General features: G+C 64.1%; 20 protein-coding genes. 7 read left to right on the forward strand and 13 right to left on the reverse strand.

What is annotated here, in order from left to right; genetic code table 11:
• Positions 1–31: 31 nt before the first annotated feature.
• Positions 32–2,659, forward strand: coding sequence for a DEAD/DEAH box helicase (locus ACSMXN_RS23825; protein ID WP_022915698.1), 2,628 nt, complete (start codon positions 32–34; stop codon positions 2,657–2,659).
• Between the two features lies 1 nt (position 2,660).
• Here the strand turns inward: ACSMXN_RS23825 and ACSMXN_RS23830 are convergent, their stop codons facing one another.
• On the reverse strand, positions 2,661–4,274 hold the full coding sequence (locus ACSMXN_RS23830) for a DHA2 family efflux MFS transporter permease subunit (RefSeq protein WP_022915699.1): 1,614 nt from the start codon (positions 4,272–4,274) through the stop codon (positions 2,661–2,663).
• A gap of 80 nt (positions 4,275–4,354) precedes the next feature.
• Here ACSMXN_RS23830 and ACSMXN_RS23835 point away from each other — a divergent pair, with 80 nt between their 5' ends.
• Positions 4,355–5,050, forward strand: a complete 696-nt coding sequence (locus tag ACSMXN_RS23835) for a TetR/AcrR family transcriptional regulator (RefSeq protein ID WP_022915700.1) — start codon at positions 4,355–4,357, stop codon at positions 5,048–5,050.
• Positions 5,051–5,075: 25 nt separating this feature from the next.
• Here the strand turns inward: ACSMXN_RS23835 and ACSMXN_RS23840 are convergent, their stop codons facing one another.
• Positions 5,076–5,405, reverse strand: coding sequence for a GNAT family N-acetyltransferase (locus tag ACSMXN_RS23840; RefSeq protein ID WP_022915701.1), 330 nt, complete (start codon positions 5,403–5,405; stop codon positions 5,076–5,078).
• 79 nt (positions 5,406–5,484) lie between these two features.
• On the opposite strand from ACSMXN_RS23840, the gene ACSMXN_RS23845 reads away from it, so the two are divergent.
• From ACSMXN_RS23845 to ACSMXN_RS23855, 3 genes are read left to right on the forward strand one after another with little or no spacing between them, the layout of a single operon-like run.
• The gene (locus ACSMXN_RS23845; RefSeq protein WP_022915702.1) at positions 5,485–6,315 is read left to right on the forward strand and encodes an ATP-binding cassette domain-containing protein; all 831 of its coding nucleotides are present in this window, start codon (positions 5,485–5,487) and stop codon (positions 6,313–6,315) included.
• Positions 6,312–6,920: a hypothetical protein gene (locus ACSMXN_RS23850; protein ID WP_022915703.1), complete on the forward strand. Its 609-nt coding sequence runs from the start codon at positions 6,312–6,314 to the stop codon at positions 6,918–6,920. Before ACSMXN_RS23845 ends, ACSMXN_RS23850 begins: the two co-directional genes overlap by 4 nt.
• Positions 6,921–6,948: 28 nt before the next feature.
• The gene (locus ACSMXN_RS23855) at positions 6,949–8,310 is read left to right on the forward strand and encodes a 6-phospho-beta-glucosidase (RefSeq protein ID WP_022915704.1); all 1,362 of its coding nucleotides are present in this window, start codon (positions 6,949–6,951) and stop codon (positions 8,308–8,310) included.
• Here ACSMXN_RS23855 and ACSMXN_RS23860 read toward each other — a convergent pair.
• Genes ACSMXN_RS23860 through ACSMXN_RS23885 form a run of 6 tightly spaced genes read right to left on the reverse strand, consistent with a single transcriptional unit; the run spans position 8,303 to position 12,150 of the window.
• Positions 8,303–8,935 carry a TrmH family RNA methyltransferase gene (locus ACSMXN_RS23860; RefSeq protein WP_027140031.1) on the reverse strand — a complete coding sequence of 211 codons (633 nt, stop codon included), beginning with the start codon at positions 8,933–8,935 and terminating at the stop codon, positions 8,303–8,305. The two genes, ACSMXN_RS23855 and ACSMXN_RS23860, sit on opposite strands and share 8 nt — an antisense overlap.
• Positions 8,936–8,986: 51 nt before the next feature.
• On the reverse strand, positions 8,987–9,514 hold the full coding sequence (gene pyrE, locus ACSMXN_RS23865) for an orotate phosphoribosyltransferase (protein WP_022915706.1): 528 nt from the start codon (positions 9,512–9,514) through the stop codon (positions 8,987–8,989).
• A gap of 10 nt (positions 9,515–9,524) precedes the next feature.
• Positions 9,525–10,286, reverse strand: coding sequence for an SDR family NAD(P)-dependent oxidoreductase (locus tag ACSMXN_RS23870; RefSeq protein ID WP_155958574.1), 762 nt, complete (start codon positions 10,284–10,286; stop codon positions 9,525–9,527).
• Between the two features lie 11 nt (positions 10,287–10,297).
• Positions 10,298–11,185 carry a hypothetical protein gene (locus ACSMXN_RS23875; protein WP_155958573.1) on the reverse strand — a complete coding sequence of 296 codons (888 nt, stop codon included), beginning with the start codon at positions 11,183–11,185 and terminating at the stop codon, positions 10,298–10,300.
• 31 nt (positions 11,186–11,216) lie between these two features.
• Positions 11,217–11,741, reverse strand: coding sequence for a DUF2752 domain-containing protein (locus tag ACSMXN_RS23880; protein ID WP_022915709.1), 525 nt, complete (start codon positions 11,739–11,741; stop codon positions 11,217–11,219).
• Positions 11,742–11,745: 4 nt separating this feature from the next.
• Positions 11,746–12,150, reverse strand: coding sequence for an RDD family protein (locus ACSMXN_RS23885; RefSeq protein ID WP_455407648.1), 405 nt, complete (start codon positions 12,148–12,150; stop codon positions 11,746–11,748).
• 69 nt (positions 12,151–12,219) lie between these two features.
• Here ACSMXN_RS23885 and ACSMXN_RS23890 point away from each other — a divergent pair, with 69 nt between their 5' ends.
• On the forward strand, positions 12,220–12,861 hold the full coding sequence (locus ACSMXN_RS23890) for a hypothetical protein (RefSeq protein ID WP_455407649.1): 642 nt from the start codon (positions 12,220–12,222) through the stop codon (positions 12,859–12,861).
• 104 nt (positions 12,862–12,965) lie between these two features.
• On the forward strand, positions 12,966–13,616 hold the full coding sequence (locus ACSMXN_RS23895; RefSeq protein WP_155958598.1) for a hypothetical protein: 651 nt from the start codon (positions 12,966–12,968) through the stop codon (positions 13,614–13,616).
• A 3-nt stretch (positions 13,617–13,619) separates the two neighbouring features.
• Here ACSMXN_RS23895 and clpB read toward each other — a convergent pair whose 3' ends face one another.
• From clpB to dnaK, 5 genes are all read right to left on the reverse strand, one after another.
• Positions 13,620–16,202 carry an ATP-dependent chaperone ClpB gene (clpB, locus tag ACSMXN_RS23900; protein ID WP_022915904.1) on the reverse strand — a complete coding sequence of 861 codons (2,583 nt, stop codon included), beginning with the start codon at positions 16,200–16,202 and terminating at the stop codon, positions 13,620–13,622.
• A gap of 62 nt (positions 16,203–16,264) precedes the next feature.
• Entirely contained in the window at positions 16,265–16,732 is a 468-nt protein-coding gene (locus ACSMXN_RS23905) for a heat shock protein transcriptional repressor HspR (protein WP_022915905.1), read from the reverse strand.
• Between the two features lie 5 nt (positions 16,733–16,737).
• On the reverse strand, positions 16,738–17,709 hold the full coding sequence (locus tag ACSMXN_RS23910) for a DnaJ C-terminal domain-containing protein (RefSeq protein ID WP_022915906.1): 972 nt from the start codon (positions 17,707–17,709) through the stop codon (positions 16,738–16,740).
• Between the two features lie 59 nt (positions 17,710–17,768).
• Positions 17,769–18,428 (reverse strand): nucleotide exchange factor GrpE, encoded by a 660-nt coding sequence (gene grpE / locus ACSMXN_RS23915; RefSeq protein WP_022915907.1) that lies wholly within the window; start codon positions 18,426–18,428, stop codon positions 17,769–17,771.
• A gap of 8 nt (positions 18,429–18,436) precedes the next feature.
• Positions 18,437–20,287 carry a molecular chaperone DnaK gene (gene dnaK / locus ACSMXN_RS23920; protein ID WP_022915908.1) on the reverse strand — a complete coding sequence of 617 codons (1,851 nt, stop codon included), beginning with the start codon at positions 20,285–20,287 and terminating at the stop codon, positions 18,437–18,439.
• Positions 20,288–20,418 lie beyond the last annotated feature (131 nt).

Below are 20,418 nucleotides of genomic sequence, written 5' to 3' on the forward strand. Positions count from 1 at the left end.
CGCAATAACGGCCGGGTTGTAAGGTCGAGGAATGACCGCAGCAGGCCTTGACAGCGGGCCAAGCGGTGAACCCGGTGTGGCTTCCGACAGCGTGCTCAGCCTTGCCCAAGTACTCGACGCCGGACTACTCGATGCCAGCTCTGGTGCCAACTCTAGTGCCAGCCCGGATGCCATCTATAAAACCTTCACCGACTGGGCCGAGGCCGGCGGGCGGGTTTCAGCTGACGGCACCGCCTTCGAGTTGTACCCGGCGCAGTCCGAAGCCTTGATCGAGATCGTCTCCGGTTCGAACGTGATCCTGTCAACGCCGACCGGTTCCGGAAAGTCCCTGGTCGCGGCCGGCGCCCATTTCGCAGCCGCCGTCGCCGGCAAACGCAGCTTCTACACCGCGCCGATCAAGGCTCTCGTGAGCGAGAAATTCTTCGATCTCTGCGACATCTTCGATGCCAAGCGGATCGGCATGATGACCGGGGACGCGAGCGTGAACCCTGGTGCGGAGATCATCTGCTGCACCGCAGAGGTACTGGCAAACCTCGCCTTGCGGGAGGGTCCCGCGGCCGACATCGGCTTGGTGATCATGGACGAGTTCCACTACTACGGTGACAGCGAACGCGGCTGGGCGTGGCAGATCCCGTTGCTGGAACTGAACCGGGCGCAGTTTCTACTGATGTCGGCCACCCTCGGCGACGTTGACTTCTTCGCTGGTGACCTGACGAGGCGCACCGGACGAAACACCGCCGTCGTGACCTCGGTCGACCGACCCGTGCCATTGCATCACTACTACGCGGTGACCAGCCTGCACGAAACGATCACCGATTTGCTGAACACTCACCAAGCGCCCATCTACATCGTGCATTTCACTCAAGCGTCAGCCCTCGAGCAGGCCCAGGCGTTGATGAGCGTCAACGTGGCTACTCGCGCGGAGAAAGACCTTATCGCCCAAGCGATCGGCGACTTTCGGTTCTCCTCCGGCTTCGGCAAGGTGCTGTCCAGGTTGGTCCGGCACGGCATCGGTGTCCACCATGCAGGCATGCTGCCGAAGTACCGCCGACTGGTAGAGAAACTGGCGCAGGCGGGCCACCTGAAGGTCATCTGCGGTACCGACACGCTAGGCGTCGGTATCAACGTTCCCATCAGAACAGTGGTGTTCTCGTCGTTGAGCAAGTACGACGGCACCCGGACGCGACAACTGCAGGCCCGCGAATTTCATCAGATCGCTGGCCGAGCCGGGCGGGCCGGATTCGATACCGCCGGTACGGTCGTCGTCCAAGCGCCCGAGCATGAGGTCGAGAACGTTCGGCTGCTGGCACGGGCCGGCGACGATGAGAAGAAACGTCGTCGGGTGCAGCGCAAGAAGCCCCCGGAAGGTTTCGTCTCCTGGTCGAAGGCGACCCACGACCGGCTGATCGCCGCACCACCGGAACCGTTGACCTCGCATTTTGCGGTATCGCACGCAATGGTGCTCAACGTCGTGGCTCGTCCGGGCGATGCCTTTGCCGCTATGCACAAACTCCTGTTCGACAACCATGAGCCGACGACCCGGCGGCGCAAACACGTTCGGACGGCCATCCAGGCCTACCGGTCGCTGTTGGCCGCCGGAGTCATCGAACGCCTGCCCGAACCTGACGAGACCGGGCGCACGGTGCGCCTCACCGTCGATCTGCCGATGAATTTCGCCTTGAACCAGCCGTTGTCGACTTTTGCATTGGCAGCCATGGAGGTTCTCGACGTCGAATCAGAGACGTTCGCCCTTGACGTGCTGTCCGTCATCGAGGCGACCCTGGAAGATCCCCGTCAGATCCTGTCATCACAGCAGTTCAAGGCGCGCGGTGAAGCGGTTGCAGCGATGAAGGCCGAGGGCATCGAGTACGACGAGCGGATGGAATTGCTCGAGGAGGTTTCCTACCCCAAGCCGTTGCTCGAGTTCCTCGATACAACCTTCGCGATTTACTGTCAGACCCATCCCTGGTTGATCGAATTCAACGTCTCGCCAAAATCGGTCGTGCGCGAGATGTGGGAGCGGGCGATGACCTTCGGGGAGTACGTCGCGTTCTACGGTTTGACCAGATCCGAGGGGCTGGTACTTCGCTATCTCAGCGATGCGTATCGAGCGCTGCGCGCCGGCGTTCCCGCCGCGGCCAGGACGGAAAGCGTCGAGGATCTGACCGAATGGCTGGGCGAAGTGGTTCACCAGGTCGACTCGAGCCTGCTCGACGAATGGGAACAACTGACGGCCTTCGACCCCACCATGCCCGGCGAGATCGCTCAGGTGGCACCGCCCACTCGCAGGCTCACCGCGAACACTCGCGCATTCACCGTCCTGGTCCGTAATGCAATGTTTCGACGGGTGGAATTGGCCGCCCACCGCCGCTATGTCGATCTCGGCGAACTCGACGGGTCCGCCGGTTGGAATGCCGAGACGTGGCAGGCCGCCCTGGAGGAGTACTTCGCCGAGTACGACGAGATCGGTATCGGTGCCGATGCCCGCAACCCGGCGTTGTTACATATCACCGTCGAGCCCACTCAGTGGGTGGTACGGCAGGTCTTCGATGACCCCGACGATGACCACGACTGGGCGATCGAAGCAACGATCGACCTCGCCGCCAGTGACGAGGCGGGCGAGGCGATCGTGCGGCTGGTTGATGTGAACCGCTGGTAGCTCAGGCGCTGGCCAACGCATCAGTGGCGTCGTCCGAGTCGGCTCTTTCACCAGCCGCTTTGCTGGTCGGGCTGGCCATCCCGCGACTCTTGCGCGGCAATGAGATGGCAACGGCGCCGGCGCCAAGAAGGGCCACGATCGCAGCGACGGTAAAACCGGTGGTCATCGCGCTGGTGAAGCTGTCATGCGCGACGCCGGTGAGGTGGCTGGCCAACCCGGCGGCCGCGGGGCCTCCTTGTGCCGTCAGCGACTGAGCGGTCGCGTCGGCGGCCGCGATCGAGGACCGGGCGTGCTCGACCACTCCGCCCGGCAAGCCTGCCGTGTCCATGCTGTGTCGGAAGGCGCCGGAAACCACGCTACCCAGCACCGCCACACCGAGGCTGCCACCAAGTTCTTGCACGGTGTCGTTCACTGCACTGCCGACGCCGGCCTGCGACACCGGCAGCACCGTCATGATCGATTCGCCTGCGGGAGCCATCACGAGGCCCATACCGGCGCCCATTATCGCGACACCCAGGGAGAGGTAGTAGAAACTCGAGGTCGGTGTGGCCTGGGTGAGGATGAGCAGTCCGGTAGCCATTGCGGTTAGCCCGGCCGGGATCACGACCCGAACGCCGAATCGCCTTACGAGCAGGCTGCTCGACGGCGCGGCGATCATCACCGCGACCGCAAACGGCATCGCCCGAAGTCCGGCCGACAGCGGCGAGTAGCCGTGCACAAGCTGCAGGTACTGGGTGAGGGCGAACAGCGAACCGAACAGCGCGAAGAAGGTGACGCCAACGGCCGCAGCCGCCGCCGAGAACGCCCGGTGCCTGAAGACCCGAACGTCGAGGAGGGGGTTGTCGATGCGAAGTTCACGGACGATAAAGGCGGCGAAGAGCGCGACACCCAGAGCGAGTTCGCCAAGGGTGCTGACGCCTAGCCAACCGCGGTTGGGACCTTCGATGACGGCATCGATGACTGCCACCATGGCCGCAGCCGACAGCAAAGCACCAAGGACGTCGAGGCGACCGGCCGATTTCGCACTGGCACTACCGGGCATCGAGGGGACCACGAAATATACGGCGGCGATAGCGATGGCAACCAGCGGCACGTTGACCCAGAAAACGGATCCCCAGTAGAAGTGGTTAAGCAGGAATCCGCCGAGCGTGGGCCCTATGACGATCCCGATACCTGCGATCGCCGACCACGCACCGATTGCCCCGGCGCGTTCCTTCGTCGGAAACACCGCGGTGATGATCGACAAGGTAGCTGGCATGACGAAGGCACCACCAAGGCCCATGACGGCCCGGAACACGATCAGCATGTCCGCGCTGGTGGACATCGCGGCCGCAGCCGACCCGAGGGCGAAAATGCTCAGGCCAAGGAGCAGGGCACCTCGGCGGCCATACCGGTCCCCCAGCGCGCCGGCCACGATGAGTAGTGCGGCGAAGACCAGGGTGTAGGCATCGGTGATCCACTGCAGATCACTCGTCGTGGCGTTGAGTTCGCGTGCCAAGGTCGGCAACGCGGTGTTCAAGATGGTGTTGTCGATAACGACGACCAGCAGTGACAGACAGAGCACTGCCAGAATTTGGCGCCGTCTGGGGTGCCCGTCCGTGACGATTCCGGTCATAACCTTGCTCCTAAGCTAACGACTGTTTGGTTACGTGTGTTAGTTCTACACCATGAGTGAACGGCCGTAAAGTAACGGGCGTGAAGTCATCCCAGCAGTCAGCAATCCAGCGCACCCGGAACCGGCGCGGCGAAGGAACCAAACTGCGCGACGACATCGTCGACGCGGCGACTGCGATCCTCGAGCGCACCGGGCGGGAGGACGCGGTCACGCTTCGGGCTGTTGCGCGGCAGGTCGGAATTTCGGCGCCCTCGATCTACGCCCACTTCGCCGACCGCGAGGCGATCCTGGAGGCGGTGCTGGACGAGGCATTCACCGAACTCATCGAGGCCCTCACCCAGGCAATCGGATCCGTGCCCGAATCCGATCCGGTGCGCCGGCTACGCGCGGGCTGCAACGGTTACCTTCGCTTTGCCGAGGAGAGGCCTGAGCGGTATCGCCTGCTCTTCCAAAGCGACGCGCTGACGAGAGATCTACAAAGCTCCGGACCCGTCGAACCGCCCATTTCTACCGAGCAAAGCAAACCGGACCCCGACGATTTCCTGGCCGATCACCTGATCGGGGCCGATGCCTTCGCCATACTCGTCAACGGCATCACCGCGTGCGCAGTGGCCGGACGATCTGCGAGCACCGATCCGTTCGTCGACGCCACCGCATTGTGGGTGGCCATGCACGGCTACGCATCATTGCGCGCACGCCACCCGGATTTTCCGTGGCCCGCCTATGACGAGATCTTCGACCGGCTCATCCTCGGATTGGCCAAGATCACCGACTAACCGTCGAACACATAGCTGAACCCGGTCAGCTGAGGTCGGGAAGTTCGAACTGAACCCGGCTCTGCATCGGGACAAGTTCGAGAAAATCGTCGTGCTGCGCGATGAAAGCCCGGACGAACGCGCAGTAGGGCAGAACCGAGATAGCGCGCGTCCGCATCGATTCCAGCGCGTACTCGATCAGCTCAGATGCCAGACCACGATGGGCGAACTCGGCACCGATCTCGGTATGGACGAACGCGTACAGCTCGGGCGTCCGTACTTGATAGACAGTAAATCCGGCAAGTTCACCATCGACGTAGATCTCGAAGCGGGTGTCGCCGGTATTCTCGACGATCTTGATCGCATCGTTGACCATCCATACACAGTAGCGACCTAATCGTCGACCATCACGCAGCTAACGCCGTCCTTTTCTCGCGTCGTGAGAGCATGGCGACATGGTGGAGGCTGCTGCGCTCTGGGCCAGTGGTCTCGGGGTGCGTTACAAGCGCCGCTGGGTATTTCGAAATGTCGCTGTGTCGTTGCCAGCCGGTGAGATCGTCCGTCTGTCCGGAACCCCCGGCAGCGGAAAGTCGACGTTGCTTCGAGTGCTTGCAGGCGTCACCCGACCCTCGGCCGGCACCGTCCGGCATCGGCCACCGGTCATTAGCTATGTCCCCTCGAGATTCCCGGCACACTCTGGCGTGACCACCGAACGGTATCTGCGCCGGCTCGGGGAACTGCGCGGGCTGTCTGCGAAAGAAGCCTATGACCGAGCCGATGGTGTGATCGACCGGTTCTCGTTGCGAGCCGTGGTTGATCTCGACCTGAAAGAACTGTCGGCTGAAGATCTGGCTCGAGTTGCCTTCGCCCAATCGTTACTCGACCGGCCGTCTTTGCTGATCGTCGATGACCCCTGGAACGACCTCAAAGGCACGCCTTTGCTGGTGGCGACCGCGGAGCTGAAGCGGCTGGCCGACGTCGGCTGCGTCATCGTCTTCACCGATCGCAGCTGGCGCCTTCGTGCGCTCGAAGTCGATCAGCACCTGTCGCTGTCCGGCGGGATCATCTTTCCGCTGCCACACGAATCGCCCAGCGGCGAGCAGACCAGCATGCGACTGGAGCTGTACGGCACCGGCGAGGGATTCGACCATGCGGTGGGCATCATCGACTACCGCCCACACCCGGACGGGCTCACCGTGATCGCTGAACACGACCGCACCAACGATCTGCTGAGGATTGCGTTGCAGAACGGCTGGCTGATCCGCCGAGTCGAGCCGAATTCATGAGGACGCTGCTCCGGCAGGAACTGAGCAGCTATATCCGTTCGGGACAGTGGCTCTGGCCGTTGATCAGCTACGTGCTGGTGTTGATCATCTTCACGGCGCTGGCAGTTCATCCGGCTCCGGCCGCCTACGGCTTCATCGCGCCTGCGCTTCTGATGATCTCAGCCTGGACGGGCTGGCTGATCTGCTCGGGCCGGCAGGCACCGGTGTGGCAGATTGCGATGGTCGCCGTCGGCGGCCGCGAGCGGGCGCTGTTCGCCCGTTGGCTGTCCGCGGTCGTGGCAGCCAGCCCGTACTTCGTCCTGGGCGTCATCGCCGCCGAGGTCGGCCGGCAGTCCGGCGCTGACCGGACCGGAGTCTGGTGGGGCGGCATCGGCTTGCACCTGCTGGTCATGGTCCTCGGAGCGAGCATCGGCATCGTGCTGGGCGTGAACCTGACCGAGCGCCGCGGGCTGCCGGTGCCTCCAGGCGAGAGCACGCCGCTCGCGGCGCTGATCATCGTCGCGGTCTGTGGCTTCGGCGCCATCGGTTATGCCGGTGCGATCGGAGCACTGATCCTCGCGTTGGCCACGGTTGGAGTGACGGCGGCTGCACTCGGCGTCGGCTGAGCCATTGCTGACCGCTAGCGTCTAGCTCGTGAGACTGACGATCCTGGGCGGTGGGGGTTTTCGGGTACCGCTGGTCTATTCGGCACTACTCGCAGACACCGGGCCCGACCCGATCACCGAGGTTGTCCTGTATGACACCGATCCCAGCCGGGTCGACACGATCGCGGCAGTTCTGCGCGACCAGGCGGCGCGTTCGCCGCGGGCGCCGGACGTAATCCTGGCGAGAACCTTGGATGAAGCCGTTCGAGGCGCTGACTTCATCTTCTGCGCCATTCGGGTCGGTGGTGCCCAGGCGCGAACGGTGGACGAGCGGGTAGCGCTAGGCCTGGGAGTACTTGGCCAGGAGACGGTTGGCGCTGGCGGCATCGCCTACGGGCTGCGGACCGTGCCCGTCGCGATGGAACAGGCTCGCCGGATCGCCACACTCGCACCCCAAGCCTGGATCATCAACTTCACCAACCCGGCGGGCTTGGTCACCGAGGCCATGCAGACCGTCCTCGGTGACCGAGTAATCGGAATCTGTGACTCGCCGGCAGGTCTGTGCCGGCGCGTTGCCGGCGCGTTGGGCGTCATGATCGAGACCGACCTGACCAATGATGTGAACGGCCAGCCCATCGCTTTCGACTACGTCGGGCTGAATCATCTTGGCTGGCTCAGGGGAATCTCGATCGATGGAACCGAAGTGCTGCCTCGGTTGCTCGCCGATCCGGCGGCGCTCGAATCGTTCGAAGAGGGTCAGCTCTTCGGCGCAGATTGGTTACGCAGCCTCGGCTCGATCCCGAACGAATACCTGCATTATTACTACTTCCACCGCGAGGCGGTACAAGCCGCGAAGTCGAGTCACAACACCCGCGGCGAGTTCCTGCTCGACCAGCAAGGCAACTTCTACGCATCAACCGGCGAATCCGGTATGGCTTATGACAATTGGCGGAGGGTACGCGCCGAGCGTGACGCGACCTACATGGCAGAGACACGCGACGACGGCGCCGGACGGGCCGCGAGCGACCTCGCTGCCGGAGGGTACGAGCAGGTCGCGGTGACCCTGATGCGGTCGATCGCCCACGACGACCCGGCGACGCTCATCGTCAATGTGCGCAACGGCGAGACGCTTTCCAGCGTCGACGAGGACGCCGTAATCGAGCTGCCGTGCACCGTGACCGCGGCTGGCCCGCGGCCGCTTGCGGTGGCACCGCTGACCGATCACCAAGCCGGTTTGGTGTGCGCTGTCAAGGCTGTCGAGCGATCGGTCATCGAGGCGGCAACCGGCGGGTCACGAGACGCAGCGGTACGAGCGTTCGCCGAGCACCCGCTGATCGATTCGGTATCGGTGGCAAGAGCGCTGCTCGATGAATATCAAAGACGATTGCCCGACCTGAGCTACCTCAGCTAGTCGCGTGCTGCCTGATCCAGGCGTGCATCGCAATCCCTGCGGCTACGCCGGCGTTGATCGATCGCGTTGATCCGAACTGGGCGATCGACAGCGTCACCGATGCCACGTCATGCGCGCCGTCGGTGAGCCCTGGGCCTTCCTGCCCGAAGAGGAACAGCGCTCTTCGAGGAAGCTCGGCCGTCTCGATCGGGACCGAGCCCGGAGTGTTGTCGACCCCGATGATGGTGTACTCGCCAGCGCGGGCATAGTCGACGACGTCCTGGACTGCCGGCAGATGCTTGAGGTGCTGGTATCGATCAGTCACCATCGCACCGCGCCGATTCCAGCGTTTGCGTCCGACGATGAGAACCTCCCGAGCCAGAAAGGCGTTCGCGGTGCGCACGACCGTCCCGATGTTCGCATCGTGCTGCCAGTTCTCGATCGCGACGACGAAATCATGCCGCCGGGTGTCGAGGTCGGCCACGATCGCGTCGACGCGCCAGTACCGGTACTGATCGATGACGTTGCGGCGATCGCCGGCTTGAAGCAGTTCCGGATCGTACTGGTCGCCGGCTGGCCACGGTCTGGGGTGCGGTCCGACGCCTACCTCGAAGTCCGGCGTTGCGTCGTCGGGATCGCGGTCCATCGCCGGAGGCGCCGACGACGACGGCTCAACTGCCACAGGCGGGCACTTGGCTCAGGCCAATCCGAGATCGGCCAGGCTGAAGGCTGATCGACATTCCAGGCCAGCGGCGCGAATCGTGCTCGCAGCACCGCGATCGACGATGAGCGCAACGCCGACGACCTCGGCACCAGCGTCGCGAAGTGCCTCGACCGCAGTCAAGGGGCTGCCACCGGTTGTAGACACGTCCTCCACCACCAGCACGCGCTTGCCGGTCACGCTTGGCCCCTCGACCCGCTGCTGCATACCGTGCTTCTTCTCCTCCTTGCGCACCACGAACGCGTCAACGGTTCCGTTCGAGGCGTGCATGATGGCGGTACCGACCGGGTCGGCGCCGAGGGTGAGACCGCCGGCTGCGGCATAGTCCCAATCGGCTGTCAGCTCGGCCAACACGCGCCCGACCAGAGGCGCGGCCTTGGCATGCAAGGTGATCCGGCGAAGGTCGATGTAGTAGTCGGCTTCCAGGCCGGACGAGAGCGTGACCTTGCCGTGTACAACGGCCAGATCCTTGATCAGGGTGAGAAGTTCGTCGCGATCAGTCACGTGCACAACCCTATCGGCGAGCCATAACCTTGCGCAGCAGCGGGCGCGGCGCGATCCGCGCGGCCAGCACCATCGAGCGATAGCGGCGGCTGGGGATGCTGAGGATCTTGCCGCCTCGGATGGCTTCGAGCCCTTCGGCAACCACCCGATCGGCGTCGAGCCACATCCACGATGGCTGGTGGCTCATGTCGGTTTCGGCCCGTTGGTGGAACTCGGTATGTACGAAGCCGGGGCAGATCGCGCCGATGCGGACGCCACTGTCCTCCAGCGTCAAGGCGACCCCTTCGGTGAACGAGCTCACCCACGACTTGCTCGCCGCATAGGTCGCAGCCGCCCCGCGAGGCAGGAAGCCGGCTACGGAGGAGACATTGACGATCTCGCCACGCCGTCGCGGAACCATCGCGTTCACGGCCGCGTGAGTCAACCTGAGCACGGCGCGGACATTGATGTCGAGCATCAGTTCTTCACGGTCGATGGACGCTTCGCCGAAAGCCTGATACAGCCCGATGCCAGCGTTGTTGATCACGATATCGACAGGATTGTCAGTAGCCGCGATACGGTCCGTCACCCGCTCGCAGCCATCGTCGGTGGCCAGGTCGGCGGGCAGCACCTCGACCTGAACGAGATAGCGATCGCGAAGTTCGCCGGCGAGCTCGTCCAGCCGTGTCTCGTCGCGCGCGACCAAGATCAGGTCTCTGGCTTCAGCGGCCAGCCGGCGGCTGAATGCCGCGCCGATCCCCGAGCTAGCGCCGGTGACCAGCGCCTGCCCGATCGGCAGTTCCGTCATTCGGTGGGCGCTTTCCGGGACTTGGCCCGCGCCGAGTTTCGCTTTGAGGGTGGCGAGGCGACACGCTCAGAACTGTCAGAGTCGTTGGTGGCGTTTCCTGCTGGGCCCCGCACTTTACTGCGGGCGAGGGGTCTGGTCGCCGGGGTCTGCCCCTGCTGCCCGGGGGGCTCCTCGGCTGGAGGCGACGGCCGAACGGCGCGGGGCTTCAACAACGAGGAAAACACCGCAAACGGCGCGCCAGGGCCGACTGTGGCCGTCGCGGGGGCGCCAGCTGTGACCGGCTTGCGGAAGTACGGTGCCGACGGCTTGATGAAGAGCAACACAACCGCCGCTAAAGCGGAGAGTCCGGTCAGCAGCGACAGAATTCGCACCAGGATCGGCACGTCGATCGCAACGTTGAGAATGCGCACCACGTCCGACAATGGACTGAACGGAAACACGACGAGGACGGCGAAAAGCCAGCGCGCCCAGTTGCGCCCACTCCGGATGTACTTCGCCAGAATCAGAACGATGACTGAGCCCAGGACGGCCACCACGATGTTCGACCGGACGACGTTGTGGTACTGGTGCAATATCTGGGCGTCTGTCCAGCCCTTGGCCTGGTCACTGTCTCGGATGCCGCGGATCAGATCTGACTTGGCCGTATATAACGACAGCGAAAACCCGATGACGAACACGCAGCGGGCCACGATTGCCCACAGCGCCCAATCGACCGTCTTCGGCCGCGGAACCGGCGGCACCTGCTCGAGGGCTCGGCCGGCAGGGCTGACGCCGACGGCCTGCTGGTCGACGGGCAGCTGAGCGATCGGTGGCTGACCGCCCGGCGCTCCCTCGGATGCGAATTGAGCGGTCGGCTCAAGCGCAGGGCTCGACTCGTTGTTCATGTCGAGCACAGTACCGGCGGATTATGGTCGCTCACACGGGCGGCGACAGCCAGGCCGCGAACGGCAGGTTGCGCACGATACCGAAGACGACGACGGTGACGATGAGCATTTGGGACAATCGGCGCGGTAACAACCTACCGCGAGGTGTGGCGCTTCGGGCATCGGCGTTCCAGCGCCACCACAGCACGAGCAGGAATGGAATGCCCAAGACGTAAAGGCCGTTGTCATGCAGCGCGGTAAGAAAGTCGCCGTGTAGCAGCGCGTAGGTGGCGCGGGTCGCACCACACAACGGGCAGTTCAAGCCAGTGAAGGCGTGCAGCGGACACAGCGGCACGTGCGTGGTGTTCGGGTTGACGTTGTAGAGCACCGGCAGGGCCGCGAGGCTGGCACCCGCGGTGACCAGCGGCACATATGCGGCCGACCTCGGCTTGCGGTCCAACGGCGGGCCGACCACCGATCGACCAACTACCGAGCTGGTGGCTACCGCGGCTTGGACCGGCGACAGCTCCCGAGCACTTTCGTCCCGAGAGCTGAGCGCCGGTCGCACGGTGGTCACGTACTCAGTTTCCCCGAGCTTTGACGACGAAGGCGTTGGCCGCCTTGTCATGCCAGCCTTGATTACGTCCGGTGCCGTCGAAGAGAGGCGAGAAGCCGACGATGAAGCACAGGCTCAAGATGAACTGGCGCAACACTCCCCGCCAGAAACCAATCGCTGCACCGGTTGCTCCGGATACCACCCGCAGGCCAACCAGCCGCTTGCCCACTGATTGCGTCCGCATACCGTCGAAGTAGCCGAAGTACGCCAGCGAAGCCAGGAAGACCAGAACCTCGGCGGTTGCCCCTGCGCCGTCGCTGGATGAACCGGATGCCGCGGCGACGATCGCGATGACGATTACATAAACAATCGCAATGATGACGCCATCGATGAGATAGGCGCCCAATCGTGCTCCCCAGCTTGCGGCCACCGTCGCGCCACCGACAGTTCCCTGCTGGCCGTAGGACGAATACGCCGGCGCCGCACCGTAACCGCCCGGTTGGCCGTATTGGGACGGTTGGCCGTATTGCGGTTGGCCGTATTGGGGCGGCTCGCCGTACTGCGGTTGGCCGTACTGCGGTTGGCCGTACTGGGGCTGACCATATTGGGTCGGCTGACCGTATTCGGGCTGGCCATACTGAGGCTGGCCATACTGCGGTTGCCCGGGTTGGCCGTACTGGGGCTGGCCCGGTTGCGGTGGTTGACCGTACTGAGGCTGACCCGGTTGCGGTGGCTGGCCGTACTGAGGCTGACCCGGTTGCGGTGGCTGGCCGTACTGAGGCTGACCCGGTTGCGGTGGCTGGCCGTACTGAGGCTGACCCGGTCGCGGTGGTTCGCCGTACTGAGGCTGACCGGGTTGCTGGGTCGGCTGACCGTATTGCACCGGCGGCGCCCACGGATCTGGCTGGGCGGGTGGTGGCGACTGAGCTGGCGGGGCGGGCGGGGCCCACGGGTCAGGCGGCGCTTGCGGCGGCTCGCTGGGCTGCGCCCATGGGTCGGTTGGCGGCTGGTCGGGCTGCTGGTCGGGCTGCTGGTCGGACGGTTTATCCTGATCGCCCGAATTCCCACTTGGGTCGTTTCCCCACTGAGTCATCTTGCTATCTCCTGGTCCGCTGCGCGCGATGATGTCATGTCGGTGTAACCACGGGCGCAACCGTCGTGCCGCGTTGCCCGCGTCTGCCGAACTTATCGGACTTTCACCCGACGGCAAGTCTGGCCTTTCGGCCGTGGGACTACCGTGGCTTCATGTCTGCGCCTCGAATGTCCGCCGCGGCGTCGCGGAGCGGACCCCAAGATGCGCGGGAGTTGGCCCGCTCGCCGGTCGCCGACCCCTACCGCGGGCAGCTCTCGGACCCGTTCCCGCAACGGCCGGTACCCGAAGATGTTGCGCTCTTCGTGCCCCGGGGCGTCCGTCAGGTAGTGGTTGCCCGGCCCGCTCGCACACCGGCTGCGCCGCCGTACGTCCGGACACAACCGTCCGTACTGGCCGTCACGGTGGCCGTGACCGCAATCGTGATGGGGGTTTTGATCGGCATCCTGGGGCTTTTGGTGATCGCCGTCATCAACATCTCGAACAACCTCGATATCGGCGACAGGTCGTTCTACCAGGGCGCCGACGCGACCTACGTCTTGATGGGCGTCCTGGACTTCGGCGTCGCGATAGCACTCATCGGCGGATCTATCGGCCTGCTGTCATGCAAGGTCAGTGGCCGCATCGCGCTGACGGCCGGGCTGTGGGTGGTGATCGGCTTCAGCGTTTATTGGTATAGACAAACACCGGTACCCGCAGGCATTCCGATAGTGCTGGGGTTGGCGGCAGTGGCGTCGTTGATCGCGGTATATCACCCGTCGATCACCCGGTGGTTGGGCGTGCTTCCGCCCGCCCAACCCGAGTAGCCACTATGGGTGCGCGGTAAGCGACAGCTGGCCGCGGTCTTCGGTGACGTCGATCGTCACCGTGTCACCGTCGGCGATCTGACCGGCAATGAGCCCGCGGGCCAACTGGTCACCGATGGCAGTCTGAACCAGGCGTCGCAACGGTCGCGCGCCATACAGCGGGTCAAACCCGTTGATCGCCAACCATTCTCGAGCCGCATCGGTCACGTCGAGCGTGAGCCGCCGGCCGGACAACCGCTTGGCCAAGGCTGCGAGTTGCACGTCAACGATTCCGGTCAGCTCTTCGGTGGTCAGCTGGTCGAACACCACGATGTCATCGAGCCGGTTCAGAAATTCCGGCTTGAAATGACTTCGGACGATCTCGAGGACCGCTTCTTTCTTCGACTCGGCAGTCTCACCGGACAGGTCCGAGACGAGAAATTGCGAACCGAGATTCGATGTGAGCACCAAGATGACGTTACGGAAGTCAACCGTTCGCCCCTGGCCGTCAGTCAGTCGCCCGTCATCGAGCACCTGCAACAGCACGTCGAAGACGTCCGGGTGAGCCTTCTCGACCTCGTCGAACAAGACGACGCTGTACGGCCTCCGGCGAACTGCCTCGGTGAGCTGGCCGCCCTCGTCGTAGCCGACGTAGCCGGGCGGTGCCCCAACCAACCGGGCCACCGAATGCTTCTCCGAGTACTCACTCATATCGATGCGTACCATTGCGCGCTCGTCGTCGAAGAGGAACTCCGCCAGCGCCTTCGCCAGCTCGGTCTTACCGACACCGGTTGGTCCCAGGAAGAGGAATGAACCGGTCGGACGGTTCGGGTCTGAGATTCCGGCGCGCGCCCGGCGTACCGCATCGGAGACAGCCTGAACAGCGCGCTTCTGGCCCTTCACCCGAGCGGCCAAACCGTCTTCCATCCGCAGTAGCTTTGCGGTCTCGCCCTCCATCAGGCGCCCGGCGGGGATGCCCGTCCACGCCGCGATTACCTCGGCAATGTCATCTGCGGTCACTTCTTCCTTGACCATGACGTCGACGGGTTGCGGTTCTGAGGCGGCTTCAGCGAGCTCCTTCTCCAAGGCAGGTATCTCGCCATACTCGAGGCGAGATGCCGTCTCCAGATCACCATCACGCTTGGCCTGGTCGGCCTGAGTTCGCAGCGCGTCGAGCTGCTCTTTCAGCTCCCCGACACGGTTCAGGCCGGACTTCTCCCGCTCCCACCGCGCGTTCAGGGCGTTGAGTTCCTCGGACTTGTCTGCCAGCTCGGCACGCAATGCCTCCAAGCGGGCTGCCGATGCCGGATCGGTTTCCTTCGAGAGCGCAAGCTCTTCCATCTTCAGCCGGTCTACCGCGCGCTGGAGTTCATCGATCTCCACCGGACGGGAGTCGATCTCCATCCGAAGGCGTGAGGCGGCCTCATCGATCAGGTCGATTGCCTTGTCGGGCAAGAATCGCGAGGTGATGTAACGATCTGACAAGGTTGCAGCGGCGACGAGTGCGCCGTCAGAGATCGAGACCTTGTGGTGCGCCTCGTACCTACCGGCCAGGCCGCGCAAGATGCCGATCGTGTCCTCGACCGACGGCTCACCGACGAATACCTGCTGGAATCGCCTCTCCAGAGCTGGGTCCTTCTCGATGTGCTCGCGGAACTCGTCCAACGTGGTGGCACCGATCATGTGCAGTTCACCGCGGGCCAGCATCGGCTTGAGCATGTTGCCGGCGTCCATGGCACCCTCGCCGGAGGCGCCTGCGCCAACCACTGTGTGCAACTCGTCGATGAAAGTCAGGATCTGGCCGTCGGAGTCCTTGATCTCGGTGAGTACGGCCTTGAGCCGCTCCTCAAATTCGCCGCGGTACTTCGCGCCCGCGACCATCGCGCCGAGATCCAGCGACACCAGAGTCCGTCCGCGGAGGGATTCGGGAACGTCACCGGCCACGATCCGCTGAGCCAGTCCCTCGACGACGGCGGTCTTACCGACGCCAGGCTCGCCGATCAGTACGGGATTGTTCTTGGTGCGACGACTCAAAACCTGCACGACCCGCCGGATCTCGGAATCCCGTCCGATGACCGGATCGAGCTTGCCATCGCGGGCAGCGGCGGTCAGGTCGACGCCGTACTTCTCGAGTGCCTGGTAGGTGCCTTCGGGGTCAGGTGACGTCACTCGGGCTGAGCCTCGGACCTGGGTCAAGGCCGCGCGTAACGCCTCGGGGGTGGCGCCGGCGCCGGTGAGCGCACGGCTCACGTCGCTGGCCACTTCCGCCAAAGCCAGCAGCAGGTGCTCACCGGAGACGTACTCGTCGGTTGCATCTGCAGCGACCTTCTCTGCTGCGGACAGCACGGAGAGGAACGCCCGGGACGGCTGCGGCGCGGCGACCGTCGATCCCGCCGCCGCAGGCAACGCAGCAACGATCGCGTCGACTGAACGGCTCAGAGCGGCCGGGTCGATGCCGATGGCCTGCAGGATCGGCCTGGTCAGGCCCTGCTCGTCGGCGAGCAATGCCGCGGCGAGGTGGGCCGGCTCAACGGCCGGGTTGCCGCGTTCGGCAGCAGCGCGAACGGCGCCGGAAACAGCTTGTTGACTTCGGGTGGTCAGCTCCATCGTGTGGATACCCCTATTCGTACTACGTTTTTAGATTCAGTTTTGAGATTCAGTTTTGAGATTCAGTTGGCCCGCGGACGCCAGACGACCATCGCAGTGGCGGGATCGGGCGAGCCTCGACGGCCGAGCGGGACGGAGACGATGTCACCCGCGGAGCCCGCTGCGAACAGACGACGGCCCGGCACCACTCGCGGTGACGGCCGCCGTTGGCTTTGCAGTTGAGACGTGAGCTCGACCTGCAACTCCGCGACCCGGTCACGCAGGGCATCGACCTGGTTCTCCAGATCCATGATTCGCTTGATACCGGCAAGGTTGACGCCCTCTTCTTGCGACAGCCGCTGTACTTCACGGAGTCGGGCGATGTCTCGCGCCGAGTACCGGCGGCCGCGACCGGCAGTGCGGCCTGGCGAGACCAGACCCAGCCGGTCGTATTGCCGCAAGGTCTGCGGATGCATGCCCGCAAGCTCAGCGGCGACGGAGATCACGAAGACGGCGGCGTGTTCGTCGAATTGGGGCTGAGTGGCAGCCATTGCGCTCACTCCTCCCGTGCCTGAGCCGCCAAGCCCTGCCGCGGATCATCGCCTGCGGTTGCCGCGGCGTAGGCCTCGACCGCTTCTTTCGCAGCACCGTCGAGTTTCTGCGGTACAGCAACGGAAACGCTGACGAGCAAATCACCGGACGTGCCGTCCTTACGCTTGACGCCGCGGCCCTTGACTCGAAGCGTACGACCGGACGGCGTGCCCGGCGGGAGCTTCACGGTGACGGTGGAGCCGTCAAAGGTCGGAACGGGAATCTGCGCGCCCAAGGCGGCTTCGGCGAAGGTGACCGGGACCGTCACGGTCAGGTTGTCACCGTCGCGACCGAACAGCGCATGCGGTTCTACCGTGACGTTGAGAATCAGATCACCGTTGCCGGCAACACCGGGATTTCCCTTGCCCCGCAGCCTGATCTTCTGCCCATCGCGGACGCCAGCGGGCACGCGCGTGGTGACCGTCGAGCCGTCGGCCCGGCGGAGTGTGACGGTGTCGCCGTCGACTGCCTGTCGGAAGGTGAGCGACGTCGTAGCCTCGACGTCACTGCCGCGCGCCGCCGTCTGACCGAAGCCGCCTTGGGCACCGCCGTTCTGGAACAGCCCGGCAAGCAGATCGTCCATGCTGACATTGCCCCCACCGGGCTGTCGGCCAGACTGGCGCGAGAAGAATCCGGAGAAGACATCGTCTGAGAAGCCGCCGGCCTGACCGCCGCCCCCGGCGGTGAAACGTGCACCACCATGGCTCATGGTCCGGATCGCGTCGTATTCCTTGCGCGTTTCGGTATCTGAGAGCACGGCATAAGCCTCGCTGAGTTCCTTGAACTTCTGCTCGGCATTCGCATCGCCCGGATTCTTGTCCGGGTGAAGGTCTTTGGCTAGCTTGCGGTAAGCCTTCTTGATATCGCTGTCGGATGCGTCGGAGGTGACACCCAGCGACTTGTAGAAGTCCCGGTCGAACCAGTCCTGATTGGCCATCTGAGTGTCCCTCCCTCGCTCGTCGCTTGTGTTGCGCTGACTTGCGTTACTAGTTGTATTTACTGGGGATCGGCGACCGATACCCGCGCCGGGCGAAGTATCTTCTCACCTATCTTGTAGCCAGGCTGCAATACGCCTACCACCGTTGTAACTTCGGTGCCCTCGGCCAGCTCCTCCTCGACGTGCATCAGCGCGTCGTGAATGGCCGGGTCGAAGGGCGTGCCTGGTTCGCCGTAGCGCTCCACGCCGTATCTCGCCAGCGTGGCCTCCAGCTTCTCAGCGATGCTGACGAACGGTCCGGATTCCAGGTCGCCGTGTCGCCGCGCAAGCTGGATGTCGTCGAGAACGGGCAGCAACGACTCGATGACCGAGCCAATCGCTGTTTCCCTGGCCACCAAGCGGTCGCGATCCACCCGCTTGCGGTAGTTGGCGTACTCCGCCTGCAACCGCTGTAGGTCCGAAAGCCGCTCGGCCGCGAGCAACGCGTTGGCGTCGGCGGCGAGCTCGGCCATCGGATCCGGGCCGAAGTCCGACGGCGAGCCACCTGTTTGTTCGTCGGTGGTCGCCTGCTCCGGTCCCCCGGCTGGCCTCGATGCCGAATCAGCCTGGCCGCGCTGGCTCTCAGGATTGATCTTTCGCTTGTCGGCGAAGGTGAAACCGGGTTGGGGCTTGTCGGCCCCAACCCCGTTTCCGTTGCCTGCGTCGGGTTTGTCGCTCATCGACTTACTTACTTCTCTTCGTCAATGACCTCGGCGTCGACGACGTCGTCTGCCGAGTCCTCGGGACCAGCGCTGCCGGCCGTTCCAGCACCGGCACCGGCGCCCTCAGCGGAGGCAGAGGCGTACATCGCAGCACCGATCTTGGACGAGACCTCGCTCAGTGCTCCGGTCTTGTCCTTGATGGCGTCGTTGCTCGCATTCGCATCGGCCAGCAGAGTCTTGAGCTCAGCCAGCGAAGCCTCGAGTTCGGTCTTGGACTCGGCCGGAATCTTGTCGGCCGAATCGGAGATGAACTTCTCCGTCTGATAGACCAGCTGCTCACCCGAGTTGCGGACTTCGGCTGCCTCGCGGCGAACCTTGTCCTCTTCGGCGTGTGCCTCGGCCTCTTTCATCATCCGGTCGATCTCTTCCTTGGACAGGCCGGAGCCACCAGTGATGGTCATACCCTGCTGGTTACCCGAAGCGAGATCCTTGGCCGAGACGTGCACGATGCCGTTGGCGTCGATGTCAAACGTGACCTCAACCTGCGGAACGCCGCGCGGTGCCGGTGGGATGCCGGTCAGCTCGAACATTCCAAGCTTCTTGTTGTAGGTCGCGATCTCCCGCTCGCCTTGGTAAACCTGGATCTGCACGCTGGACTGGTTGTCGTCCGCGGTCGTGAAGATCTCCGAACGCTTGGTCGGGATCGTGGTGTTGCGCTCGATCAACTTGGTCATGATCTGACCCTTGGTCTCGATACCCAGCGAAAGCGGGGTGACATCGAGCAATAGGACGTCCTTGACCTCGCCCTTGAGCACACCGGCCTGCAATGCAGCCCCTACGGCCACGACCTCATCGGGGTTGACACCCTTGTTCGGCTCGCGACCACCGGTCAGCTCCTTGACCAAGTCGACGACTGCGGGCATCCGGGTGGAACCACCCACGAGCACCACGTGGTCGATCTTGTCCAGCGGGATGCTGGCGTCACGTAACACGTTTTGGAAGGGAACCTTCGTGCGCTCGAGCAGATCGGAGGTGATCCGCTGGAACTCCGAACGACTCAGCTGCTCGTCGAGGAACAGCGGGTTCTTCTCCGCGTCAACCGTGATGTACGGCAGGTTGATCGACGTCTGCTGACTGGCAGACAGCTCGATCTTCGCCTTCTCAGCTGCCTCGCGCAGCCGCTGCATGGCCATCTTGTCCTTGGTCAGGTCGATGCCGTGCGCGCCCTTGAACTTCTCGACCAACCAGTCGATGACCTTCTGGTCCCAATCGTCACCACCGAGGTGGTTGTCGCCGTTGGTCGCCTTGACCTCGATGACTCCGTCGCCGATCTCGAGTAGCGAGACGTCGAACGTACCGCCACCCAGGTCGAAGACCAGGATGGTCTGTTCCTTCTCGCCCTTGTCCAAACCGTAGGCCAAAGCGGCAGCGGTGGGCTCGTTGACGATCCGCAGGACGTTCAGGCCCGCGATCGTGCCGGCCTCTTTGGTGGCCTGGCGCTCAGCGTCGTTGAAGTACGCGGGAACGGTGATCACCGCGTCGGTGATGGTCTCACCGAGATATGCCTCGGCGTCCCGCTTGAGCTTCTGCAGGACACGGGCGCTGATCTCTTGGGCGGTGTACTTCTTGTCGTCGATGTCGACAGACCAGTCCGTGCCCATGTGGCGCTTGACCGAACGGATGGTTCGGTCGACGTTGGTGACGGCCTGGCGCTTGGCGACCTCGCCGACCAGTACCTCACCGTTCTTGGCGAACGCCACGACCGACGGCGTCGTGCGCGATCCCTCAGCGTTCGCGATAACTTCCGGCTCGCCACCGGTGAGGACGGCGACGACGGAGTTGGTGGTGCCCAGGTCAATACCGACCGCGCGTGCCATGTGAACTCCTCTAACTGTTGATGCTGCTCTGCTGTTTCGTTGTACTGCTTGTGCTGCTGTTTTGTACTGCTTCGGTGGATTACCGACCGAAAGCCTCGCCAGTCATCTTGCACCCTGGATCGACCCTCTGT

The sequence above is a fragment of the Parajatrophihabitans canadensis genome (assembly GCF_053764775.1).

Bases quoted from the DNA above. Each gene is read 5' to 3' on its own strand.
- ACSMXN_RS23830 (WP_022915699.1), bottom strand. From the start codon at position 4,274: ATGACCGGAATCGTCACGGACGGGCACCCCAGACGGCGCCAAATTCTG.
- ACSMXN_RS23860 (WP_027140031.1), bottom strand. From the start codon at position 8,935: ATGGACCGCGATCCCGACGACGCAACGCCGGACTTCGAGGTAGGCGTC.
- dnaK (WP_022915908.1), bottom strand. From the start codon at position 20,287: ATGGCACGCGCGGTCGGTATTGACCTGGGCACCACCAACTCCGTCGTC.
- ACSMXN_RS23850 (WP_022915703.1), top strand. From the start codon at position 6,312: ATGAGGACGCTGCTCCGGCAGGAACTGAGCAGCTATATCCGTTCGGGA.
- ACSMXN_RS23875 (WP_155958573.1), bottom strand. From the start codon at position 11,185: ATGAACAACGAGTCGAGCCCTGCGCTTGAGCCGACCGCTCAATTCGCA.
- ACSMXN_RS23840 (WP_022915701.1), bottom strand. From the start codon at position 5,405: ATGGTCAACGATGCGATCAAGATCGTCGAGAATACCGGCGACACCCGC.
- clpB (WP_022915904.1), bottom strand. From the start codon at position 16,202: ATGGAGCTGACCACCCGAAGTCAACAAGCTGTTTCCGGCGCCGTTCGC.
- ACSMXN_RS23845 (WP_022915702.1), top strand. From the start codon at position 5,485: ATGGTGGAGGCTGCTGCGCTCTGGGCCAGTGGTCTCGGGGTGCGTTAC.
- ACSMXN_RS23905 (WP_022915905.1), bottom strand. From the start codon at position 16,732: ATGGCTGCCACTCAGCCCCAATTCGACGAACACGCCGCCGTCTTCGTG.
- ACSMXN_RS23910 (WP_022915906.1), bottom strand. From the start codon at position 17,709: ATGGCCAATCAGGACTGGTTCGACCGGGACTTCTACAAGTCGCTGGGT.
- ACSMXN_RS23825 (WP_022915698.1), top strand. From the start codon at position 32: ATGACCGCAGCAGGCCTTGACAGCGGGCCAAGCGGTGAACCCGGTGTG.
- grpE (WP_022915907.1), bottom strand. From the start codon at position 18,428: ATGAGCGACAAACCCGACGCAGGCAACGGAAACGGGGTTGGGGCCGAC.
- ACSMXN_RS23895 (WP_155958598.1), top strand. From the start codon at position 12,966: ATGTCTGCGCCTCGAATGTCCGCCGCGGCGTCGCGGAGCGGACCCCAA.